The sequence below is a fragment of the Polaromonas sp. genome (genome assembly GCF_010365105.1).
Lineage (GTDB): Bacteria > Pseudomonadota > Gammaproteobacteria > Burkholderiales > Burkholderiaceae_C > Polaromonas.
Genome location: NZ_JAAFGZ010000008.1, coordinates 63883 through 81911 on the forward strand (window position 1 = coordinate 63883; position 18029 = coordinate 81911).

Here is an 18029-nt window from a genome sequence, read left to right on the forward strand (position 1 = left end):
GCCGGGCGTGAAGCCGCTCAGGCGCCGCCGCAGCCGCCGCAGCAGCCACCGTTGCCGTGTCCGGACTTCAGCCGGGTGATGGATGCGCGCCATACCGCCGGACCCTGTTCCACCCCGACCCAGGAAAATTTCCCGGGCAGGCTGGATTCGAACAGGCGCTTGAGCGTCTTCAGGTCCTGGTCGTGGACCAGTTCCATGCTTTCGCCGGCATCGAGCAGGTTAAAGGCAGCAGAGGCCACCGGGTAGCGGTCATGCAACGCCAGCTTGCGGACATCGACAGGGGTGGGAGTGGCGCAGACGGTCATGGAAAATCCGATCAAAAAGGCGGCTCAGGAACCGGTTTAAAAGATGCATTGATAATACATCTATTTGACCAACAGGGATATGGCTTTGTCTTGTGAACGCACAGAATGTGTTGTCAGCGCGAAATCATCCCGGTGTGCCGGGCCGCAAGGCGCAGCGGGAGCGTGGGGGCTAGTGCTTGTGGCCGTGTTCGCCGTGTACATGCTGGTGCGCGATTTCATCGTCGGACGCCAGGCGCACGTCGATGACCTTGAGCGAGAAGCGCAGCGCCTTGCCGGCCAGCGGATGGTTGGCGTCCAGGATCACCGTGTCGCCCTTGATCTTGGCGACGTTGAAGACCTGTTTGCGGCCATCGCTGCCCTGGCCTTCGAGCTGGCCGCCCACCTTCACACCGGGCGGAAACTGGCTGCGCGGAATGGTGCGCACCAGGTCTTCATCGCGCAGGCCGAAGGCGTCTTCGGCGTCAAGCGCCAGCGTGGTCTGGTAGCCGGCTTCCCGGCCGTCCAGCGCTTCCTCGATTTTCGGCAGGGTGTTGCCGTAGCCGCCGTGCAGGTAAACCATCGGCTCCTTGCCGTCCTCGATCAGCTTGCCCTGGGCGTCAGAGACTTTGAAGCGCAGGGTGACGGCGGTATTTTTTTCAATTTTCATGGACAAAAGTTCTCTGCAAAAAGGGGGCTGTGCCGATTGCGCGGTCAGCCCGTTTCGGGGAAATGATCTTAGCAACGATGGAGCATGTGCTGTGCGGCAACCAGCGCCATCGCGCAGCCAGCCGGGAATCCGGACTACACCGGCCGTGCGCTGCGGGCAGCAAACTGGCCATGCTTTCATAATTCAGGCCCGTATTTCAATCCTGTCCCGACCTCATGACCACCCTGCCGACGAATCCTTGCGCTGTTGAAACCATTGAGCTGCTTTCAGGCGCCCAAAGCCCCCGGCCGCTGTTCGTGCTGCTGCACGACGCCGGCGGCACGGCGCTGGACTTGCTGGAACTGGGCAACCGGCTGGGCGATGCGTTTGCCCAGGCGGCGGTGCTGATTCCCGAAGGATTGACCTTGCCGTCGGCCAATGCGCCGGTCAGCGCCGAAGCGCTGGCGCAGGCCGTCGGGGCGCTGGCCGATTTCGTGCGCGCGCAGCAGCAGCGTTTCAACGTGCTGCAGTCCGACACCGCGCTGCTCGGCTTTGGCGCCGGTGCCAGCCTGGCGCTGGCCCTGAGCGATGCGCACGACGGCCTGGCCGGCCGGGTGCTGGCCTTTGGCGGCTGCTACGCCGCCTGGCCTGCCAGGGCGCCGGCGCTCACCACGCTGCATTTCCTGCACGGCAACCAGGACACAGTGGTGCCGGTGGCCCGCGTCCGCCATGATTTTGCGCACCTGATGGAACTTGGCGCCGACGCCACGCTCGATGTCGCCAGCACGCTGGCGCACGAGCTGCATCCGGCGCTGATGGACCAGGCGATCACGCGGCTGCAGACCTGCGTGCCGCTGCGCTTCTGGAAGGCGCTGTAAGACGGTGGGACTTGAGCGGCAAGAAAGAAATTGGCTCTTTGGCAGAGCCCGCTTGACTGGCAGTCACAGAATGCAAAAAGCAGTATTTTTTGCTATTGAATAAATAGCTGCTCGCGCATATGGGGTGTGCGCAAAAGGCATTTTTAATCCAAAAATTCGTTTGCCGGTCGGTGTGCTTCCGTCATGGCGCATGAGGGATGGTTGCAGGGCAATCGCATCTGAATGCGCAATCTGTTGATTTTGCTGCGTGTTCAAACCCATGCCATTTAAAAGCAGGCTGAAAAATCAATGGGTCAGCAGCTCCATGCCATCGCCCTGCGCTCAATCGATTCAGGTGCGCAATCGTGTGGCCATGCCCGGCGAGAGCCACAGTTGCTGATCAGCCCCGACGATAAGGGTGTCCACACCCCGCAGAGGCTCCAGAAGACGGCGACCCGCAGAGGCGCCTGCCACCATGATGGCCGCACCCAGGCCGTTGATGTCTTCAAGCTTGCGCGACACCAGGGTCACGCCATGCGGGCCGTGTGTCGGCTGGCCGGTCCTGGGGTTCAGGATGTGGTGGTAGCGTCGGCCATTCTGTAGAAAACTGCGCTCATAGTCCCCCGAAGCGGCCACAAAGCCTTCGCTCAATGCCAGCACGCCCAGAATGCGCTCCGGCGCACGTGGATCGCGCAGGCCCACGCGCCAGTCACGTCCTTGCAGTTGCCCATTGACCAGCACATCGCCGCCGCCATTGATCATGGCATTGTTGATGTCATGGCGTTTCAGCACCGCCATGCCGGCCTGCAGTATGGGGAGTTTGGCAATGCCGCCCAGATCGACGCGCATGCCACGGCGGCGCAAATAGGCAGTGGCGGATTTTTCGTCGAGAACCAGATCGCGGTAGTTCACCAGCGGCAACTCGCGCGCAATTTCCGCTGCATCCGGAATCACAGCCTGGGCCGGATCGAAGTTCCAGCCGTTGAATGCCCCGACCGTGATGTCAAAAGCGCCCTGGCTGCGCTCGGACATGTGTCTGGCCATTTTCAGTGCGTGCATCGTCTCGGGCGCTATCACGACCGGTTGCAGCCCCGCAGCAAGGTGCAGGGCGCTGACCTCGCTGTCGATGCGGTAGCGGCTCATCATGTCGCTCAGCTGCGTCATTTCGGCAAAGGCGGCAGCCATCGCCATGTCTGATTCGTCAGCACGCTGGCCTTGCACGGTGATGTCCACGCGCGTTCCCATCAGGGTACGCGAGGCTTGCCTCACGCTCGGCTCGGCCAGCGCCGGTTTGAGGAACAGGGCGGTGGCCAGCAGGGGCAAGCCGGCAAGCAGACGGCGGCGTCCCTGGTTCAGGCGAGGCTTGAGCATCATGACACTGTCCTTTAGCTTGCCAGACCCACCATGTAGTCCACAGCCGCCTTGACCTGGTCATCTGACAGCGTGGTGCTGCCGCCGCGCGCCGGCATGGCGCCCTTGGCGCCGTTGAAGCCTTCCAGCGCATGCTTGTAGAGCGTGTCCTTGCCCTGGGCAATGCGCGGTCCCCAGTCAGCCTTGTCGCCCGTCTTGGGTGCGCCTGCCGCGCCGGAGGCATGGCAAAGGGCACAGGTGTTGTTGAACGTGCTCTTGCCGACCGCGTTATCGGCAACCGCCACGGGGGCCGCCGGTGCGGGGGCTGGCGCTGCCACGGGTGCTGGAGCCGATGCGGCCGGCGTGGCCTGGTTTTTATCGCCGCAAGCGGTCAGAAAAAAGGCCAGCGCCGCGATGGCCAGGACGTTCAGTGGTTTATGCATGGAAGACTCCGTTGGAAAGTGGGCAAATTCTAGACAGCTCAGAAAAAATGCACTGTGATTTGATAGTACTCGTACAAATGAAAATTGTATTGGAAATGTATCTTTGACAAGAATAAAAAATGGTATTTAAAATGTATCTTTGACAAATGTCAATATCTTCCAAGGCTCTTGAATCGAACATAGGGGCTGTGATTGCACAAGCGCCGGCCGCAAGGCAGCTGGTATGTATTTATTCAGGAACTTCATCATGAGCCAAAAGCCAGACACTCCGTCCAATCCACCCAGCGTGATGGGACGCCGCAGATTCATCAACACCGCTGCGCTTGCCGGCTTGACGGCAGGCGTCGCCGCCTGCAACGACAAGCCTGCAGCCGGCGCGGCGCCCTCGGCTGCGGCCTCGGCCCCGGCAGCCTCGCACGCCGTGTCCGATTTGAGTAAATACGAGGTGCCGCCTGGCCAGCTCGACGAGTACTACTCTTTCTCTTCAGGCGGTCACTCGGGCGAATGCCGGATCTATGGGTTGCCGTCCGGCCGCCTGTTCAAGCGCATTCCTGTGTTCAACATGGACTGCCTGGTCGGCTGGGGCATTACCAACGAATCGAAAAAGATTCTGGGTACCAAGCCTGATGGCAGCCTCAAGTACCACACCGGTGATACGCACCACATACACCCGTCGTACAAGGATGGCACCTACGACGGCAAGTACATGTTCGTGAACGACAAAATCCATGGCCGCCTGGCGCGCATCCGCATGGATACGATGGAAACCGACAAGATCACCGAGATTCCGCTGGTGCAGGGTTTCCACGGCACTTTCCCCGACAAGCGCGACCCGGTGGACCAGGCCATCAACCACACGACGCGTGTGTTCTGCGGTGGTGAATTCGCCATCCCTCTGGTCAACGATGGCAAGAACATGGATGACACCAAGAACTACCGCTCCATCTTCAGCTGCGTGGATGCCGAGACCATGGACATGCGCTGGCAGGTGCTGATCGACGGCAACTGCGATCTGGTTGCGAGTTCTTATGACGGCAAGCTGGCCTGCACGAACCAGTACAACACTGAAAAGGGCGTGCACTACGAGGACATGATGTCCGCCGAGCGTGACGGCTGCCTCTTCTTCAACATTGCCCGCATCGAAGAAGCCGTGAAGGCCGGAAAATTCAAGACCTACGGCGGCTCCAAAGTGCCGGTGGTCGATGGCACGAAGGACGGCAACCCCGACCCCAAGACCTCGCTGGTCTGCTACGTGCCCGTGTCCAAGAACCCGCACGGTGTGAATGCCAGCCCGGACGGCAAGTACTACGCCTGCTCCGGCAAGCTCTCGCCCACGGCCACGCTGATCGAGCACGCGCTGGTGCTCAAGTGGTTCGACGGCGAACTCAAGGAAGCCCGCGATGCCGTGGTGGCAGAGCCCGAAATCGGTCTGGGCCCGTTGCATACCGGCTTTGACGGCCGCGGCAACGCCTACACCACACTGTTTCTGGACAGCCAGATCGTCAAGTGGAACGTGGAAGCCGCCATCAAGTCCTACAAGGGCGACAAGACCGCCAAGCCGGTGGTGGACCGCCTCGACGTGCAGTACCAGCCGGGTCACGGCTTCACCTCCATGGGTGAAACCAAGAACGCCGATGGCAAGTACTTCCTGTCGGACAACAAGTTTTCCAAGGACCGCTTCCTGCCTGTGGGCCCGCTGCATCCCGAGACGGCGCAACTGATCGACATCAGCGGCGACAAGATGAAGCTGGTGGCCGACCATGCGGTGTACTCCGAGCCGCACGACTCCATCATCATCCCGCGCAACCTGATCCGCACCCGCCAGGTGTACGACATCAACGAGTTTCCGAACGCCGTCAAGGACGCGAAAGATTGCCGGGTGGAACGCAAGGGCAAGAAGGTCACGGTGTACCTCACCTCCCAGGCGCCCACCTTCGGCCTGCGTGAGTGGACCGTCAAGCGCGGCGACGAGGTGACCATCATCCTCACCAACCTCGACAAGGTGGAAGACCTGACGCACGGCTTTGCGATTCCAAAGTACGACATCAACTTCATCGTCAACCCGCAGGAGACCAAGTCGGTCACCTTCATGGCCGACAAGCCGGGCGTGTACTGGGCTTACTGCACCAACTTCTGCCACGCGCTGCACCTTGAAATGCGCTCGCGCATGCTGGTCGAGGCTTGAAAAGCCCAGCCCGGGGCAGCGCGCTAACTGTGGTGCGCTGCCCCTTTTTGTAGTCTGGATATCCGATGTTTTTGCCTCCATCCCGCTTTCTGGCGGCACTGTGGGTCGCGCTCGTTCTTGCGCTGACAGCCATTTCTCCACACGCACAGGCTGCGGGATCAGGCACCTACGAAGCCGAACTCCCGGCCGACCTGGCCACCGCCAGGGACATGTGCGCGCTGCTGCCGTGCAAGGACGTTTTCCCGGGCGCAACCCATTTTTCAGAACGCAAGGGCCAGCCGCCTTACGTTGAAGCCTACGACAAGGCCGGCGACGGCCGCCAGTTGCTGGGCTACGTGATGCTCTCGACCGACATCACCGACACACCCGCCTACTCGGGCAAGCCCGTGGTGACGCTGATCGGCATGGACAAGACGGGACATTTTGTCGGCGTGAAGGTGCTCAAGCACTCCGAGCCCATCTTGCTGCTGGGCATTCCCGAGTCCGCGCTGCTCAAATTCAACGACCAGTACCTCGGCAAGTCCATTGCCGACAAGATCGAGATCGGCCAGTCGCGGCCAGACGAGGGCGTGATCGGCCTGGACGCCATCTCTGGCGCCACCGTCACCGTCATCGCACAAAACCAGGTCATGATGACTTCGGGCACCAGCGTGGCCCGCCAGGTCGGCATTCTGGCGCCCACGATGCGCGAGCCAGCGCGCTACAAGGTGACGGGCAATGCGCTCACCTGGGACGAACTGGTGGGGCGCGGCGCGGTGCAGCACCTGCTGGTGATGCCCGAGCAGCTCGGCCAGGAGCGCAGCGCCGACCCTTTCATCGAACTGTGGTTTGGCGACCTGAGCCATCCCGACATTGGCAAAAGTGTGCTTGGCGCCACCGGCTGGGCAAGCCTCCAGCAGCAACTCAAGGACGGCGAGCACGCCATTTTCGTGATCCGCACACGCGGGCGCGAATCGTTCAAGGGTTCTGGCTTTGTGCGCGGTGGCCTGTATGACCGGGTGCAGGTCAAACAGGGCGCCGACTCGTTCACCTTCCGCGACCTCGACTACCTGAACCTTTATGGCGTGGAAGCTGCGGGTGCGCCCCGTTTCAACGAATCGGCGATCTTCATCATCCGCTCCAAGGCATTTTCCGACGCCTACCCCTGGAAGCTGAGCCTGCTGGGCAACGGCATTGACCGCACCACCGGCGCCAAGAGTTTTACCAGCTTTGACACGCCCTATTGGCTGCCTGCCTCCATGCTCGAAGGCGGCCGACCCAAGGTGGTTGAGCCCGATGCCCCCTGGGTGCGCATCTGGAAGTCACGCGCGGTCGAAATTGTGTTGTTTGCCATCTTGCTGGTGATCGTCACGGTGGTCTATGCCTACCGCGAAAAGCTCACGCGCCTGTCCACGCACAAGAACAAGTGGCCGGTCAACGCCTTCAAGTACACCGCGTGGGCGCTGTCGATCAGCTTCGTCGGCTTTGGCGCCATGGCGCAGCCGTCCATCACGCAGGTGCTGACCTGGTTTCATGCACTCTTGTTCCAGTGGACCTGGTCGCTGTTTTTGTCCGACCCGTTCATCTTCCTGTTCTGGGTCTTCATCATCATCACCGTGTTCCTGTTCGGGCGCGGGCTGTTTTGCGGCTGGATGTGTCCGTTTGGCTCGCTGTCTGAGGCCATCTACAAGGTGGCGCGCAAGATTGGTTTCAAGCGCTTTCAGACGCAGGTGCCACAGCGTTGGCACGACCGGCTGAAATGGCTCAAGTACATCGTCTTCTTTGGCCTGATCACGGTGTCGATGTTCTCCATGGGCCTGGCCGAGAAGCTCTCCGAGGTCGAGCCCTTCAAGACCACCTTCCTGGTCGGCATTCAAAACCGCGCCTGGCCCTACGGCCTGTTCGTGGCCGCCATCCTTGGTCTGTCGATCTTCATCGAGCGGCCCTACTGCAAGTACATCTGCCCGCTGGGGGCGTCGCTGGCCATGCCCAGCACCTTCCGGTGGTTTGGCCTCAAGCGCAAGCAGGACTGCAACAGCTGCAAGGCCTGTGCCGTGGGCTGCGGTGCGCAGGCGATCGACGCCGATGGCCGCATCGACCACCGCGAGTGCCTGCACTGCCTGGACTGCATGATTCTGTACACCGACACCAAGGGCTGCCCGCCGCTGGCCAAGGAACGCAAGCGCCGCGAAAAGGACGGCCTGGAAATGACGCCGATTGGCAAGAACGGCTATTTCATCCCGATCTACCCCGCCACCAGCTTCACCGGGCAGATCAGCGCCAAGGCGGTCAACGGCCCCGACCCGCGCATGCCCACACCGCCGGTGTTGCCGGCGCACAAGAACGGTGCGCGTGGCCTGCAGTGGCTGTGGCTGGAAGTGCGCGACCACCTGTGGCCCTGGAGCAAGGACGGCTGGCGCTCGCAGCGCGCGCTGCAGATTGCCGGTATCTCGCTGGCTATCGCGGCCAGCGTGGCCTGGGTGATGACCGCCATGGGCACCCTGTCTTCTGGCGCCATCATTGGCTGGTGGTTTGGCTGGAGCGTCTATGAGGTGCTGATCCGCCTGTCAGGCAAGCGCTACGTCAAGGACGGCCTGTGGTGGCGCGACCACTACCGTGTGGCTGGTGTGATGGACATGGTGAGCTATGTGGGCTTCAAGAACCTGATGATTGGCGCGGCACTGTTCCTGGTGTTCAAGTCGCTCGGTTGGCTGGTTTTATGAAGTCTGCGTTACTGCGGCTGGCCTGTGCCGCGCTGCTGGCCCTGGCGGGTCTGCCCATGCTGCATGCCGCCACGGTGGCGGTGCGGCCAGGGCAAGACCTGCAGGCCGCCATTGCTTCTGCTGCGCCAGACGATGTGATCGAGGTGCAGCGCGGCCACTACCGCGCCAATCTGCGGATCGACAAGCCGCTGACGCTGCGCGGCATCGACCGCCCGACCATCAGTGGCGGCAACCTGGGCGACACCATCCGCGTCACCGCGACCGATGTCACGATCGAAGGCCTGATCGTTCGCGACTCGGGCAGCAGCCTGCAGGACCAGAACGCCGGCATCTACCTCTATCCCGGCTCCGACCGTGCCGTCGTGCAGCACTGCGACCTGACCTACAACCTGTTCGGCCTGTGGGTCGAAAAGGTGAACGATGTGCGCATCGAGGGCAACACCATTACCGGCAAGCGCGACTTCGACTCGGCGCGGCGCGGCAACGGCATCCAGCTCTACAACTCGCAGCGCGCGCAGATTCTCGACAACAACATCAGTTTCGTGCGCGACGCGATGTATGTGGACGTGTCCCACCACGCGGTGTTCCGGGGCAACAAGCTGCACCACAGCCGCTACGGCACGCACTACATGACGTCCTACTACAACCTGTGGGAAGGCAACGACACCTACTACAACCGCGGCGGTCTGGCGCTGATGGAAGTGCGCGAGCAGACGGTGCGCGGCAACCGCGCCTGGGGCAACGCCGACCACGGCATCATGCTGCGCTCGGTGCAGGACTCGGTGGTCGAGGACAACGTCGTGGCTGGCAACCAGCGCGGCTTTTTCATCTACGACGTCGAGTACGTCACCCTGCGGCGCAACCTGGTGGTGGACAACTTCGTCGGCGCGCATCTCTCGGCGGGCGTGATCCACAATGTCGTGGAAGGCAACGAATTCATCGGCAACCGCGAGCAGGTGCGCTATGTGGGCACCAAGGACGTAGCCTGGGGCGGCAAGGTGGGCAACTACTGGAGCAACTACATCGGCTGGGACCGCGACGGCAACGGCATTGGCGACGTGCCCTATGAGGCCAATGACATGGTCGATCGCCTGACCTGGCGCTACCCCGCCATGAAGCTGCTGATGGCCAGCCCGGCAGTGCAGGCGCTGCGCCTGGTCGGCCAGCAGTTTCCCGTGTTGCGCGTACCCTCGGTCGTCGACGCACACCCCCACATGCACCCTGAACATACGAACTGGAGCTCCTGGCGTGGCAAGTACTTCCCCGGTTGACGCACAAGCGGCAGTTTCGCTGCGCGGCGTGACCAAATATTACGGCGCGGTGCATGCGGTCGATGGCGTGGACCTCGACATCGCGCGCGGCGAGATTTTCGGCCTCATCGGCCACAACGGCGCGGGCAAAAGCACGCTGTTCAAGATGATGCTCGGGCTGGAGGCCGCCACCACGGGCAACATCGTGCTCGGCGGCGCGCCGGTGCTCGGCCGGGGCTTTCGCGCTGCACGCCGGCACATCGGTTACCTGCCTGAAAACGTCGTGCTCTACGACAACCTGAGCGGGCTGGAAACCCTGCGCTTTTTCGCCCGCCTCAAGCATGCGCCGCTGGAGCAATGCGCCGGGCTGCTCGAACGCGTGGGCCTGGCGCACGCCGGCAAGCGTGCGGTGCGCGAGTATTCCAAGGGCATGCGCCAGCGCCTGGGGTTTGCGCAGGCGCTGCTGGGCACGCCGCAGGTGCTGTTCCTCGACGAGCCCACCAACGGCCTCGACCCGCAGGCCATCCGCGACTTCTACGCCACGCTGCGCACGCTGCAGACCAGCGGCGTCACCGTCGTGATCACCTCGCACATCCTGGCCGAGTTGCAGGAACGCGTGGACCGGCTCGCCATCATGGCCAATGGCCGCATCCAGGCGCTGGGCAGCGTGCAGGCGCTGCGCGATCAGGCGCAGATACCGCTGGTATTTGACCTGGCACTCGATCCCGCCTGCATGGACGCGCTGGCGCAGGCGCTGCACGCGGCGACGGGCAGCACCGCCGAACCCCTGCCGGGCGGCCTGCGCCTGGCCTGCCCGCGCGAGCACAAGATGACGGTGCTGGCCGTGCTGGCCCCCTTTGGCAACCAGGTGCGCGACCTGGCGCTGCGCGAACCTTCGCTTGAAGACCTGTTCTTCGGCTTTTCCGAATGAGACCGCCATGGAACTGACGCAAATTTTCACCCTGGCCGCCAAGGAATTCCGCGACCGCATCCGCAACCGCTGGGTTCTGGCAGTGGCGCTGGTGTTCACCGTGTTCTCGCTGGTGATCGCCTATTTTGGCGGCGCGCAGCAGGGCGCCGTGGGCTTTCGCTCCATTGAAGTGACCATTGCCAGCCTGGTCAGTCTGGTGATTTACCTGATCCCGCTGATCGCCCTGCTGCTGGGCTTTGACGCCATCGTTGGCGAGCGCGAGCGCGGCTCGCTCGACCTGCTGCTGTCGCTGCCCATCACGCGGCTGGAGCTGCTGCTGGGCAAGTACCTCGGGCTTGCCGCCGCGCTGACGCTCTCGACCCTGGCCGGCTTCGGCCTGGTCGCCGTGCTGCTGTACCAGCAACTGAGCTGGGCCGGGCTGTACCACTACTTTGGCTTCATGGTCAGCTCGGTGCTGCTGGGCCTGGCGTTCCTGAGCCTGGCCGTGCTGCTGTCGGTGGTGGCGCGCGAGCGCACGCGGGCCTCGGGCATGGCGATTGCGCTGTGGTTTTTCTTCGTGCTGGTGTTCGACCTGCTGCTTTTGGGCGTGCTGGTGGCCACGGGCGGCCGCTTTGGGGGCGACGTTTTTGCCTGGCTGCTGCTGCTCAATCCGGCGGATGTGTTTCGCATCCTGAATGTGTTCTCGCTCGACGACGTGCGCACGCTCTATGGCCTTTCGACCATCGTTCCGGCCTCGATGGGCAGCCAGGCGCTGCTGGGAGGTGTCATGCTGGTATGGATTGCGTTGCCCTTGCTGGTCGCGCGCTGGAGATTCAAATGACCCATGGAAAATTCTTAAACCTGTCGGTGCGCTCACTCGCCCGGACCTTCGTGCTCAGCGCCCTGATGGGCCTGGGATTGTCAGCCTGCGACAAGGCGACCGAGGCCACCGCCCTGGCGCCGGTCGAGATAGACCGCTCGACGAGTTGCGAGCTCGACGGCATGCTGCTGGCCGACTACCCCGGTCCCAAGGCGCAGGTGCACTATGTGGGCCAGGCGCAGCCGAGCTTTTTCTGCGACATGGTGGAGTTGTTCAACACCTTGCTGGCGGGCGAGCAGGTGCGCCACGCCAGCGCCATCTATGTGCAGGACATGGGCCAGGCCGAATGGGAACACCCTATCGGCCACTGGATTGACGCCAGGACCGCCGTCTATGTACTGGGCAGCAAGCGCCACGGCTCCATGGGGCCGACGATTGCCAGCTTTGCCCAGGAAACCGACGCCAACAAATTTGCTGTCGAGTACGGCGGCAAGGTGATGCGCTTTGCCGATATCAAGCCCGACATGGTCGATCTGAGCGGCGGGGCCTCGCACGACACACGGATGTAAGCACACCATGACGCTGTTGTCCCGACACAAGCCGGTGAAGGCGCTTGGGGCACTGGCGCTGGCCGCCATTGTCCTGGGCGGGGTGCTGGCCGCGTGGAGCGTACCTGTCCTGCACAACGCGCTGTCAGGCACATCACCCGGCATGGCGCCTGACGTCTGTGTGGTCGCACCTCCCACGCCTTACGATCCGGCGTCGGGGCTGCCGCTTACCGCGCCACGCGTGGTGCCTGCCGATGCGCGCTGCCCGGTCTGCGGCATGTACCCGGCGCGTTCGCGGGACTGGGCTGCGCAGGTCATTTTGGGCAATGGCGATGCCCAGTTTTTTGACTCGCCCCTGAGTTTGTTCGTGTACTTGCACGATGTGGCGCGCTACAGCCAGGGCCATCACGCGGACGATATCGTTGCCAGCTATGTGAGCGATGCCGACAATGGCCATTGGGTGCCTGCGCGCAATGCCACTTATGTACACGGCTCGTCGGCCCGGGGACCGATGCGGACCGGGAATCTGCCGGCATTTGCCGAAGCCGCTGCGGCACAGCGGTTTGTGCGTGCGCACGGCGGAGAATTGCTCAGCGCCTCCGACGTCACCCCTGAACTGCTGCACGGCCTCAGGGCTACAGCGGCGCACGGGCACTGAAGCCCTCAGCTACAGGCCTGCACTGCCTTGCCCGCGAACTGCGGGGTAAGGGCATCGAGCCGGGTTCGCATCCGGCTGTCCACCGCCGGCAGCCTGAGCCACAGGCTGGGCAGTTCTGGCCGTTCCAGCACCACTTTTGCGCTGCGCAGGCCGCGCTGGTTCATCTGCGCCAGGGCCTCCTCGGCGTCAGTCCTGGAGGCAAAACTGCCCAGTGACAGTCCGGGCTTCAGCATCGGGCTGAGGGGCGGCTCGAAAGGCAGTTCCAGCTGCTGGAGCATCTGGCGCTTGCGGTTCATCGCCGCCTTGCTGATGTACTTGCCCATGTAAATGATCCAGCGGACCGAATCGCCGCTGCTTTCAAACGACCAGCTGCCTTCGGGCAGGCCGGCCTTCAGACGCGGCCGCAGCGTGCGTGCCTGACGTTCGGTGAACACACCGACCTGCAGGCAGGACACGCCGGCGGGAAGCGCAGGTGGAGTGCGGACAGCAGCGCTGAGCGCCGGTGGAGACGGGGGCGCAGCGGGCAGGACCAGCTGCAGCGCTTCGGGCCGGATCTGCTGCGCCAGCCGCTCGGGTTCGGACTGCCGCGCAGGCGCCAGGCCATAGGCCGCAAGCAGGCCCTGGCCCCAGGCGAAGTACAGCGCATTGGCCAGCAGCAGCGCCAGGGCCAATGCCCTCAGCATGGCGCCGCGCCCCCGGCAAATCCCGGGGCGACAGGCCGCACGCTGACTTCGGCGCTGGTGACTTCAACCATGCCGCCCGCGGCAAGCACGCGCAGCGCGCCGTTGTCGGCCACTCCGTAGGCCGTGCCCTGCGTGCCGTCCGTCAGCTGCACGGCGCGGCCAGCCAGCACGTCGCGCGCGGCAAACCGCGCCTGGAAGGGCTCGAAGCCGAACTGCGCGAAGGCCTGCACCGCCTGCACCAGCGCCGGCACGATGCGCAGCAGCGCCCCGGGCGCGTCCAGGCCTGCATCGAGCGCCTGCAGGCCGGCGGGCGGCACCGGGGCCGCGCCCGTTGGGGGAAAATCAGCCAGCGTCACCGGCCGGATGTTGATACCCACGCCGATGACCAGGTAACGCAGGCCTTCCCCGCTGGCCGTCTCGACCAGAATGCCGCCCAGCTTGCGCTCGCCCTCCGGCGTGGTCAGCCACAGGTCGTTCGGCCATTTCAGGCCGATGCGCGGCCTGGCGGCATGGCGCGCCTGTCCGGCTCCGGGCGGGTCCAGGCTTTCGGCGACGCTGATGCCGACCGCCAGCGACAGGCCCGACCAGTCCGCCGGCACCAGCGGCAGGCCGAGCGAGAACGTCAGGCTGTCGCCGCGCCGGCTTTGCCAGCTGCGGCCCAGCCGGCCGCGTCCGGCGCTTTGCTGCTCGGCCACCAGCAGCAGCGGCTCGGGCTGCGGCGGGCGGCCGGGCGCGCCCTTGAAGCGGCGCATCAGCTCGCTGTTGGTCGAATCGATCTCGGGCAGCACCTCGACCGTGAAGCCGGGCAGCTCGGGCGCCACGGCTTCCCAGATGGCTTCGGCGGGCCAGCGGATCGGCGGCAGGGAATGCAAGGGCGGGGTCATGGGCGGGGAACGGTAAAAGGTAGAGGACAAAAGGTTCTGGCCGGCCGCGCAGGCTCAGCCTTCGGCGCTTTTGCGTGCTTTTTTTCTGGCCTTGGGCGCCAGCAGCGTGCCCCGGCAGTGGGCGGCGCCGCACCAGCAGGGGTAATCGGCCAGAAGTTTGGGCGTGTAGCGGGCATCGATGACCAGCCCGTAGTCGTAGAACAGTTCCTCGCCTGCCGGGATGTTGCGCAGCGCCTTGATGAACACCCGTCCGCCGGTGTCGTCGGCCTCGCAGTTCGGCTGGCAGCTGTGGTTGATCCAGCGCGACGAGTTGCCGCCAACCTTGGCGTCAATCACGCGGCCGTCGTCGATGTGGAAGTAAAACGTGTGGTTCGGCTGTGCCGGGTCGTGCGGATGGCGTCGCAACGCCTCGGGCCAGCTGATGACCTCGCCAAGGTATTCGATCAGCGTCTCGCCTTCGGCCAGGTCCTGCACGGCAAACACGCCCTTGCCATGAACGCCCGAGCGGCGGGTCTGCAGGCGCCGGCTGCTGCCAGCCGCAGCGGTTGCAGGGTAAGCAGAGGCCTGTTTTTTGGGCACGGCGGTTTTTTGGTATGGTTAATTCATGTGTGTGCGTGCGCACTGGCGCGCGTACATGCGCGAGGAAGCGGTATTGTAGTGACGGACCTTGGCCCGTGGCTGACAGCCGTTTTCTGGCGCCAGAAATTGAAAAAGCCGCTTTGGCGCAATCCGGGGACAGCGTTCCCCGAAGATGGAAAAGTCAGAAGAAGTATTTATGAAAACACTGGTAATTGCCGAAAAACCTTCGGTGGCGCAAGACATCGTTCGCGCCCTCACGCCCACGGCGGGCAAGTTCGACAAGCACGACGAGTACTTTGAAAGCGAAGACTGGGTCGTCACCTCGGCGGTCGGCCACCTGGTCGAAATCCAGGCGCCCGAAGAGTTCGACGTCAAGCGCGGCAAGTGGAGCTTTGCCAACCTGCCGGTGATCCCGCCTTACTTTGACCTGAAGCCCATGGACAAGACCAAGACGCGGCTCAACGCCATTGTCAAGCTGACCAAGCGAAAAGACGTGGGCGCGCTGGTCAATGCCTGCGACGCGGGCCGCGAGGGCGAGCTGATTTTCCGGCTGATCCAGCAGTACGCCAAAAGCAAACACCCGATCAAGCGGCTGTGGCTGCAGTCGATGACGCCCGCCGCCATCCGCGACGGTTTTGCCGCGCTGCGAAGCGATGCGCAGATGCTGCCGCTGGCCGACGCGGCGCGTTGCCGCTCCGAGGCCGACTGGCTGGTGGGCATCAACGGCACGCGCGCCATGACCGCCTTCAATTCACGCGACGGCGGCTTCTTTCTGACCACTGTCGGCCGGGTGCAGACGCCGACGCTGTCGGTGGTGGTCGAGCGCGAGGAAAAAATCCGCAAGTTCGTCAGCCGCGACTACTGGGAAATCCATGCCGTTTTTGGCGCTGAAGCCGGCGAATACCCGGGCAAGTGGTTCGACCCGAAATGGAAGCGTGCCACCGCCAATGCCGCCAGCGGCGAAGGCGCAGAGCTAGATGCCGAACTGAAAGCCGACCGGCTCTGGACCGAACGCGAAGCCAAGGCCATTGCCGACGCCGTGCGCGGCCAGACGGCCACCGTGACCGAGGAATCCAGGCCGACCACCCAGGCCGCAGGCCTTTTGTTCGACCTGACCTCGCTGCAGCGCGAAGCCAACGGCAAGTTCGGTTTTTCGGCCAAGACCACGCTGTCGATTGCCCAGAGCCTGTACGAGCGCCACAAGGCACTGACCTATCCGCGTACCGACTCGCGCGCGCTGCCCGAGGACTATGTGCCGGTGGTCAAACAGACCTTTGAAATGCTGGCCAACAGCAGCATGCGCCATCTGGCGCCGCACGCCGCCACGGCCCTCAAGGGCAACTACGTCAAGCCGACCAAGCGCATTTTCGACAATGCCAAGGTCAGCGACCACTTTGCCATCATCCCGACGCTGCAGGCGCCCAGCGGCCTGTCCGACGCCGAGCAAAAGCTCTATGACCTGGTGGTGCGCCGCTTCATGGCGGTGTTTTTCCCGAGCGCCGAATTCCTCGTCACGACGCGTATTTCCCTGTCGGTCGGCCACAGCTTCAAGACCGAAGGAAAAGTGCTGGTCAAGCCGGGCTGGCTGGCCATCTACGGCAAGGAAGCCGCCGACGAGGTGGCGGACGCCAAGGAAGGCGACAAGGGCCAGAGCCTGGTTCCGGTCAAGCCCGGCGAACGCGTCGGCGTCGAATCGGCCGATGCCAAGGGCCTGAAGACCCGCGCACCCGCCAGATACAGCGAAGCGACGCTGCTCGGCGCCATGGAAGGCGCCGGCAAGACCATCGACGACGAGGAGCTGCGCGCTGCCATGCAGGAAAAAGGCCTGGGCACGCCGGCCACCCGCGCCGCCACGATTGAAGGGCTGATCGCCGAAAAATACATGCTGCGCGAAGGCCGCGAGCTGATTCCGACGGCCAAGGCTTTCCAGCTGATGACGCTGCTGCGCGGCCTGGATGTGCAGGAGTTGTCCAAGGCCGCGCTGACCGGCGAGTGGGAGTACAAGCTGGCGCAGATGGAGCAGGGCAAGCTCAGTCGGGAAACCTTCATGGCCGAGATTGCCGCCATGACGAAAAATCTGGTCGAAAAGGCCAAGGGCTACAGCCGCGACAGCATTCCCGGTGACTACGCCACGCTGCAGGCCCGCTGCCCCAACTGCGGCGGCGTGATCAAGGAAAACTACCGGCGCTACGCCTGCGTCGGCAATACCGACAACCCTGCCGCCGAAGGCTGCGGTTTCAGCTTCGGCAAGACACCGGCGGGCCGGACCTTCGAGCTGGCGGAGGTCGAGCAGTTTCTGCGCGACAAGAAAATCGGCCCGCTGGAAGGTTTCCGTTCCAAGGCCGGGTGGCCCTTCACCGCAGAGATGGTCATCAAGTTCGACGAGGAAACCAAGAACTACAAGCTCGAATTCGATTTTGGCGACGACAAGAAGGAAGACAGCGGCGAAATCATCGATTTTGGCGACCAAACCTCCTTGGGCGCGTGTCCCAAGTGCGCCGCTGCCGTTTATGAACTGGGCAAGAACTATGTCTGCGAAAAGTCGGTCCCCACCCTGGACCAGCCGGTGCCGAGTTGCGACTTCAAGACCGGCCAGGTGATCCTGCAGCAGCCCATCGAGCGCGAGCAGATGGTGAAACTGCTGACCACCGGCAAGACGGATTTGCTCGACAAGTTTGTCTCGATGCGCACGCGCCGCGCCTTCAAGGCGCACCTGGCGTGGGACAAGGAAGCGGGCAAGGTGAATTTTGAATTTGCGCCGTCCAAGTTTCCGCCCAAGCCGGGTGCGGCCGCCCGTACCCCTGGCGGCACCGTGAAGACGCCGTTTGGCAAGACCGTGGCTGTCAAGGCGTCAGGCGTGCCGGTAGCGAAAAAAGCCGCCGCCAACAAGGTCGCGGCCAAAAAAGTGGCCGTCAAGACCGACAAGCCCAAGGTCGCCCGCAAGACCACGCCGGGCGCGGGCCTCAAGCCCAGCGACGCGCTGGCTGCCGTGATCGGCACCGAACAGGTGGCGCGTCCGCAGGTCATCAAGAAGCTGTGGGACTACATCAAGGAACAAAACCTGCAGGACCCGGCCAACAAGCGCGCCATCAACGCCGACGCCAAGCTGCTGGCCGTGTTTGGCAAGCCGCAGGTGACGATGTTCGAGCTGGCCGGGATCGTGGGCAAGCATTTGAGCTGAGGCAGACGGCAGGATTATTGTGCTTGCTAGGCTATTGATAGCTGGTGGT

The 18029-nt window shown here is 63.6% G+C and carries 17 protein-coding genes; 9 read left to right on the forward strand and 8 right to left on the reverse strand.

Features of this window, described 5'->3' with window-relative positions; genetic code table 11:
* Positions 1-17: 17 nt before the first annotated feature.
* Together GZ092_RS07255 and GZ092_RS07260 are read right to left on the reverse strand one after the other, a co-directional pair.
* Positions 18-305, reverse strand: a complete 288-nt coding sequence (locus GZ092_RS07255) for a DUF2249 domain-containing protein (protein WP_293635725.1) — start codon at positions 303-305, stop codon at positions 18-20.
* A gap of 169 nt (positions 306-474) precedes the next feature.
* Entirely contained in the window at positions 475-951 is a 477-nt protein-coding gene (locus tag GZ092_RS07260) for a peptidylprolyl isomerase (protein ID WP_293635726.1), read from the reverse strand.
* A 215-nt stretch (positions 952-1166) separates the two neighbouring features.
* On the opposite strand from GZ092_RS07260, the gene ypfH reads away from it, so the two are divergent.
* On the forward strand, positions 1167-1808 hold the full coding sequence (gene ypfH, locus GZ092_RS07265; RefSeq protein ID WP_293635727.1) for an esterase: 642 nt from the start codon (positions 1167-1169) through the stop codon (positions 1806-1808).
* A gap of 63 nt (positions 1809-1871) precedes the next feature.
* Here the strand turns inward: ypfH and GZ092_RS07270 are convergent, their stop codons facing one another.
* From GZ092_RS07270 to GZ092_RS07280, 3 genes are all read right to left on the reverse strand, one after another.
* Complete coding sequence (locus GZ092_RS07270) at positions 1872-2069, reverse strand: hypothetical protein (RefSeq protein ID WP_293635728.1); 198 nt, start codon at positions 2067-2069, stop codon at positions 1872-1874.
* Positions 2070-2138: 69 nt separating this feature from the next.
* A complete protein-coding gene (locus tag GZ092_RS07275) occupies positions 2139-3161 on the reverse strand; it encodes an FAD:protein FMN transferase (RefSeq protein WP_293635729.1) in 1023 nt (340 codons plus the stop codon).
* A gap of 11 nt (positions 3162-3172) precedes the next feature.
* Positions 3173-3580 carry a c-type cytochrome gene (locus GZ092_RS07280; protein WP_293635730.1) on the reverse strand — a complete coding sequence of 136 codons (408 nt, stop codon included), beginning with the start codon at positions 3578-3580 and terminating at the stop codon, positions 3173-3175.
* Between the two features lie 247 nt (positions 3581-3827).
* Between GZ092_RS07280 and nosZ the strand changes: the two genes are divergently transcribed.
* The 7 genes from nosZ (at position 3828) to GZ092_RS07315 (ending at position 12653) form a co-directional block, all read left to right on the forward strand.
* Positions 3828-5765, forward strand: coding sequence for a TAT-dependent nitrous-oxide reductase (nosZ, locus tag GZ092_RS07285; protein ID WP_293635731.1), 1938 nt, complete (start codon positions 3828-3830; stop codon positions 5763-5765).
* 65 nt (positions 5766-5830) lie between these two features.
* Positions 5831-8467: a NosR/NirI family protein gene (locus GZ092_RS07290; RefSeq protein ID WP_293635732.1), complete on the forward strand. Its 2637-nt coding sequence runs from the start codon at positions 5831-5833 to the stop codon at positions 8465-8467.
* A 56-nt stretch (positions 8468-8523) separates the two neighbouring features.
* On the forward strand, positions 8524-9738 hold the full coding sequence (locus tag GZ092_RS07295; protein WP_293635807.1) for a nitrous oxide reductase family maturation protein NosD: 1215 nt from the start codon (positions 8524-8526) through the stop codon (positions 9736-9738).
* A complete protein-coding gene (locus GZ092_RS07300; RefSeq protein ID WP_293635733.1) occupies positions 9716-10648 on the forward strand; it encodes an ABC transporter ATP-binding protein in 933 nt (310 codons plus the stop codon). Before GZ092_RS07295 ends, GZ092_RS07300 begins: the two co-directional genes overlap by 23 nt.
* A 7-nt stretch (positions 10649-10655) precedes the next feature.
* Positions 10656-11468 carry an ABC transporter permease subunit gene (locus GZ092_RS07305; protein WP_293635734.1) on the forward strand — a complete coding sequence of 271 codons (813 nt, stop codon included), beginning with the start codon at positions 10656-10658 and terminating at the stop codon, positions 11466-11468.
* Between the two features lie 65 nt (positions 11469-11533).
* Positions 11534-12016 (forward strand): nitrous oxide reductase accessory protein NosL, encoded by a 483-nt coding sequence (locus tag GZ092_RS07310; RefSeq protein WP_293635808.1) that lies wholly within the window; start codon positions 11534-11536, stop codon positions 12014-12016.
* Positions 12017-12023: 7 nt separating this feature from the next.
* Complete coding sequence (locus GZ092_RS07315) at positions 12024-12653, forward strand: nitrous oxide reductase accessory protein NosL (RefSeq protein ID WP_293635735.1); 630 nt, start codon at positions 12024-12026, stop codon at positions 12651-12653.
* Between the two features lie 5 nt (positions 12654-12658).
* Here GZ092_RS07315 and GZ092_RS07320 read toward each other — a convergent pair whose 3' ends face one another.
* From GZ092_RS07320 to GZ092_RS07330, 3 genes are read right to left on the reverse strand one after another with little or no spacing between them, the layout of a single operon-like run.
* Positions 12659-13336: an SPOR domain-containing protein gene (locus tag GZ092_RS07320; protein ID WP_293635736.1), complete on the reverse strand. Its 678-nt coding sequence runs from the start codon at positions 13334-13336 to the stop codon at positions 12659-12661.
* A complete protein-coding gene (locus tag GZ092_RS07325) occupies positions 13330-14220 on the reverse strand; it encodes a biotin--[acetyl-CoA-carboxylase] ligase (protein WP_293635737.1) in 891 nt (296 codons plus the stop codon). Before GZ092_RS07325 ends, GZ092_RS07320 begins: the two co-directional genes overlap by 7 nt.
* A 54-nt stretch (positions 14221-14274) precedes the next feature.
* Positions 14275-14799, reverse strand: a complete 525-nt coding sequence (locus GZ092_RS07330) for an SET domain-containing protein-lysine N-methyltransferase (RefSeq protein WP_293635738.1) — start codon at positions 14797-14799, stop codon at positions 14275-14277.
* Between the two features lie 196 nt (positions 14800-14995).
* On the opposite strand from GZ092_RS07330, the gene GZ092_RS07335 reads away from it, so the two are divergent.
* Positions 14996-17980, forward strand: a complete 2985-nt coding sequence (locus GZ092_RS07335; protein WP_293635739.1) for a DNA topoisomerase III — start codon at positions 14996-14998, stop codon at positions 17978-17980.
* The last annotated feature ends 49 nt before the right edge of the window (positions 17981-18029 follow it).

Bases quoted from the DNA above. Each gene is read 5' to 3' on its own strand.
- GZ092_RS07255 (WP_293635725.1), bottom strand. From the start codon at position 305: ATGACCGTCTGCGCCACTCCCACCCCTGTCGATGTCCGCAAGCTGGCG.
- GZ092_RS07275 (WP_293635729.1), bottom strand. From the start codon at position 3,161: ATGATGCTCAAGCCTCGCCTGAACCAGGGACGCCGCCGTCTGCTTGCC.
- GZ092_RS07290 (WP_293635732.1), top strand. From the start codon at position 5,831: ATGTTTTTGCCTCCATCCCGCTTTCTGGCGGCACTGTGGGTCGCGCTC.
- ypfH (WP_293635727.1), top strand. From the start codon at position 1,167: ATGACCACCCTGCCGACGAATCCTTGCGCTGTTGAAACCATTGAGCTG.
- GZ092_RS07335 (WP_293635739.1), top strand. From the start codon at position 14,996: ATGAAAACACTGGTAATTGCCGAAAAACCTTCGGTGGCGCAAGACATC.
- GZ092_RS07280 (WP_293635730.1), bottom strand. From the start codon at position 3,580: ATGCATAAACCACTGAACGTCCTGGCCATCGCGGCGCTGGCCTTTTTT.
- GZ092_RS07260 (WP_293635726.1), bottom strand. From the start codon at position 951: ATGAAAATTGAAAAAAATACCGCCGTCACCCTGCGCTTCAAAGTCTCT.
- GZ092_RS07325 (WP_293635737.1), bottom strand. From the start codon at position 14,220: ATGACCCCGCCCTTGCATTCCCTGCCGCCGATCCGCTGGCCCGCCGAA.
- GZ092_RS07295 (WP_293635807.1), top strand. From the start codon at position 8,524: ATGCTGCATGCCGCCACGGTGGCGGTGCGGCCAGGGCAAGACCTGCAG.
- GZ092_RS07310 (WP_293635808.1), top strand. From the start codon at position 11,534: ATGGGCCTGGGATTGTCAGCCTGCGACAAGGCGACCGAGGCCACCGCC.
- GZ092_RS07270 (WP_293635728.1), bottom strand. From the start codon at position 2,069: ATGGGTTTGAACACGCAGCAAAATCAACAGATTGCGCATTCAGATGCG.
- GZ092_RS07315 (WP_293635735.1), top strand. From the start codon at position 12,024: ATGACGCTGTTGTCCCGACACAAGCCGGTGAAGGCGCTTGGGGCACTG.
- GZ092_RS07320 (WP_293635736.1), bottom strand. From the start codon at position 13,336: ATGCTGAGGGCATTGGCCCTGGCGCTGCTGCTGGCCAATGCGCTGTAC.
- nosZ (WP_293635731.1), top strand. From the start codon at position 3,828: ATGAGCCAAAAGCCAGACACTCCGTCCAATCCACCCAGCGTGATGGGA.
- GZ092_RS07305 (WP_293635734.1), top strand. From the start codon at position 10,656: ATGGAACTGACGCAAATTTTCACCCTGGCCGCCAAGGAATTCCGCGAC.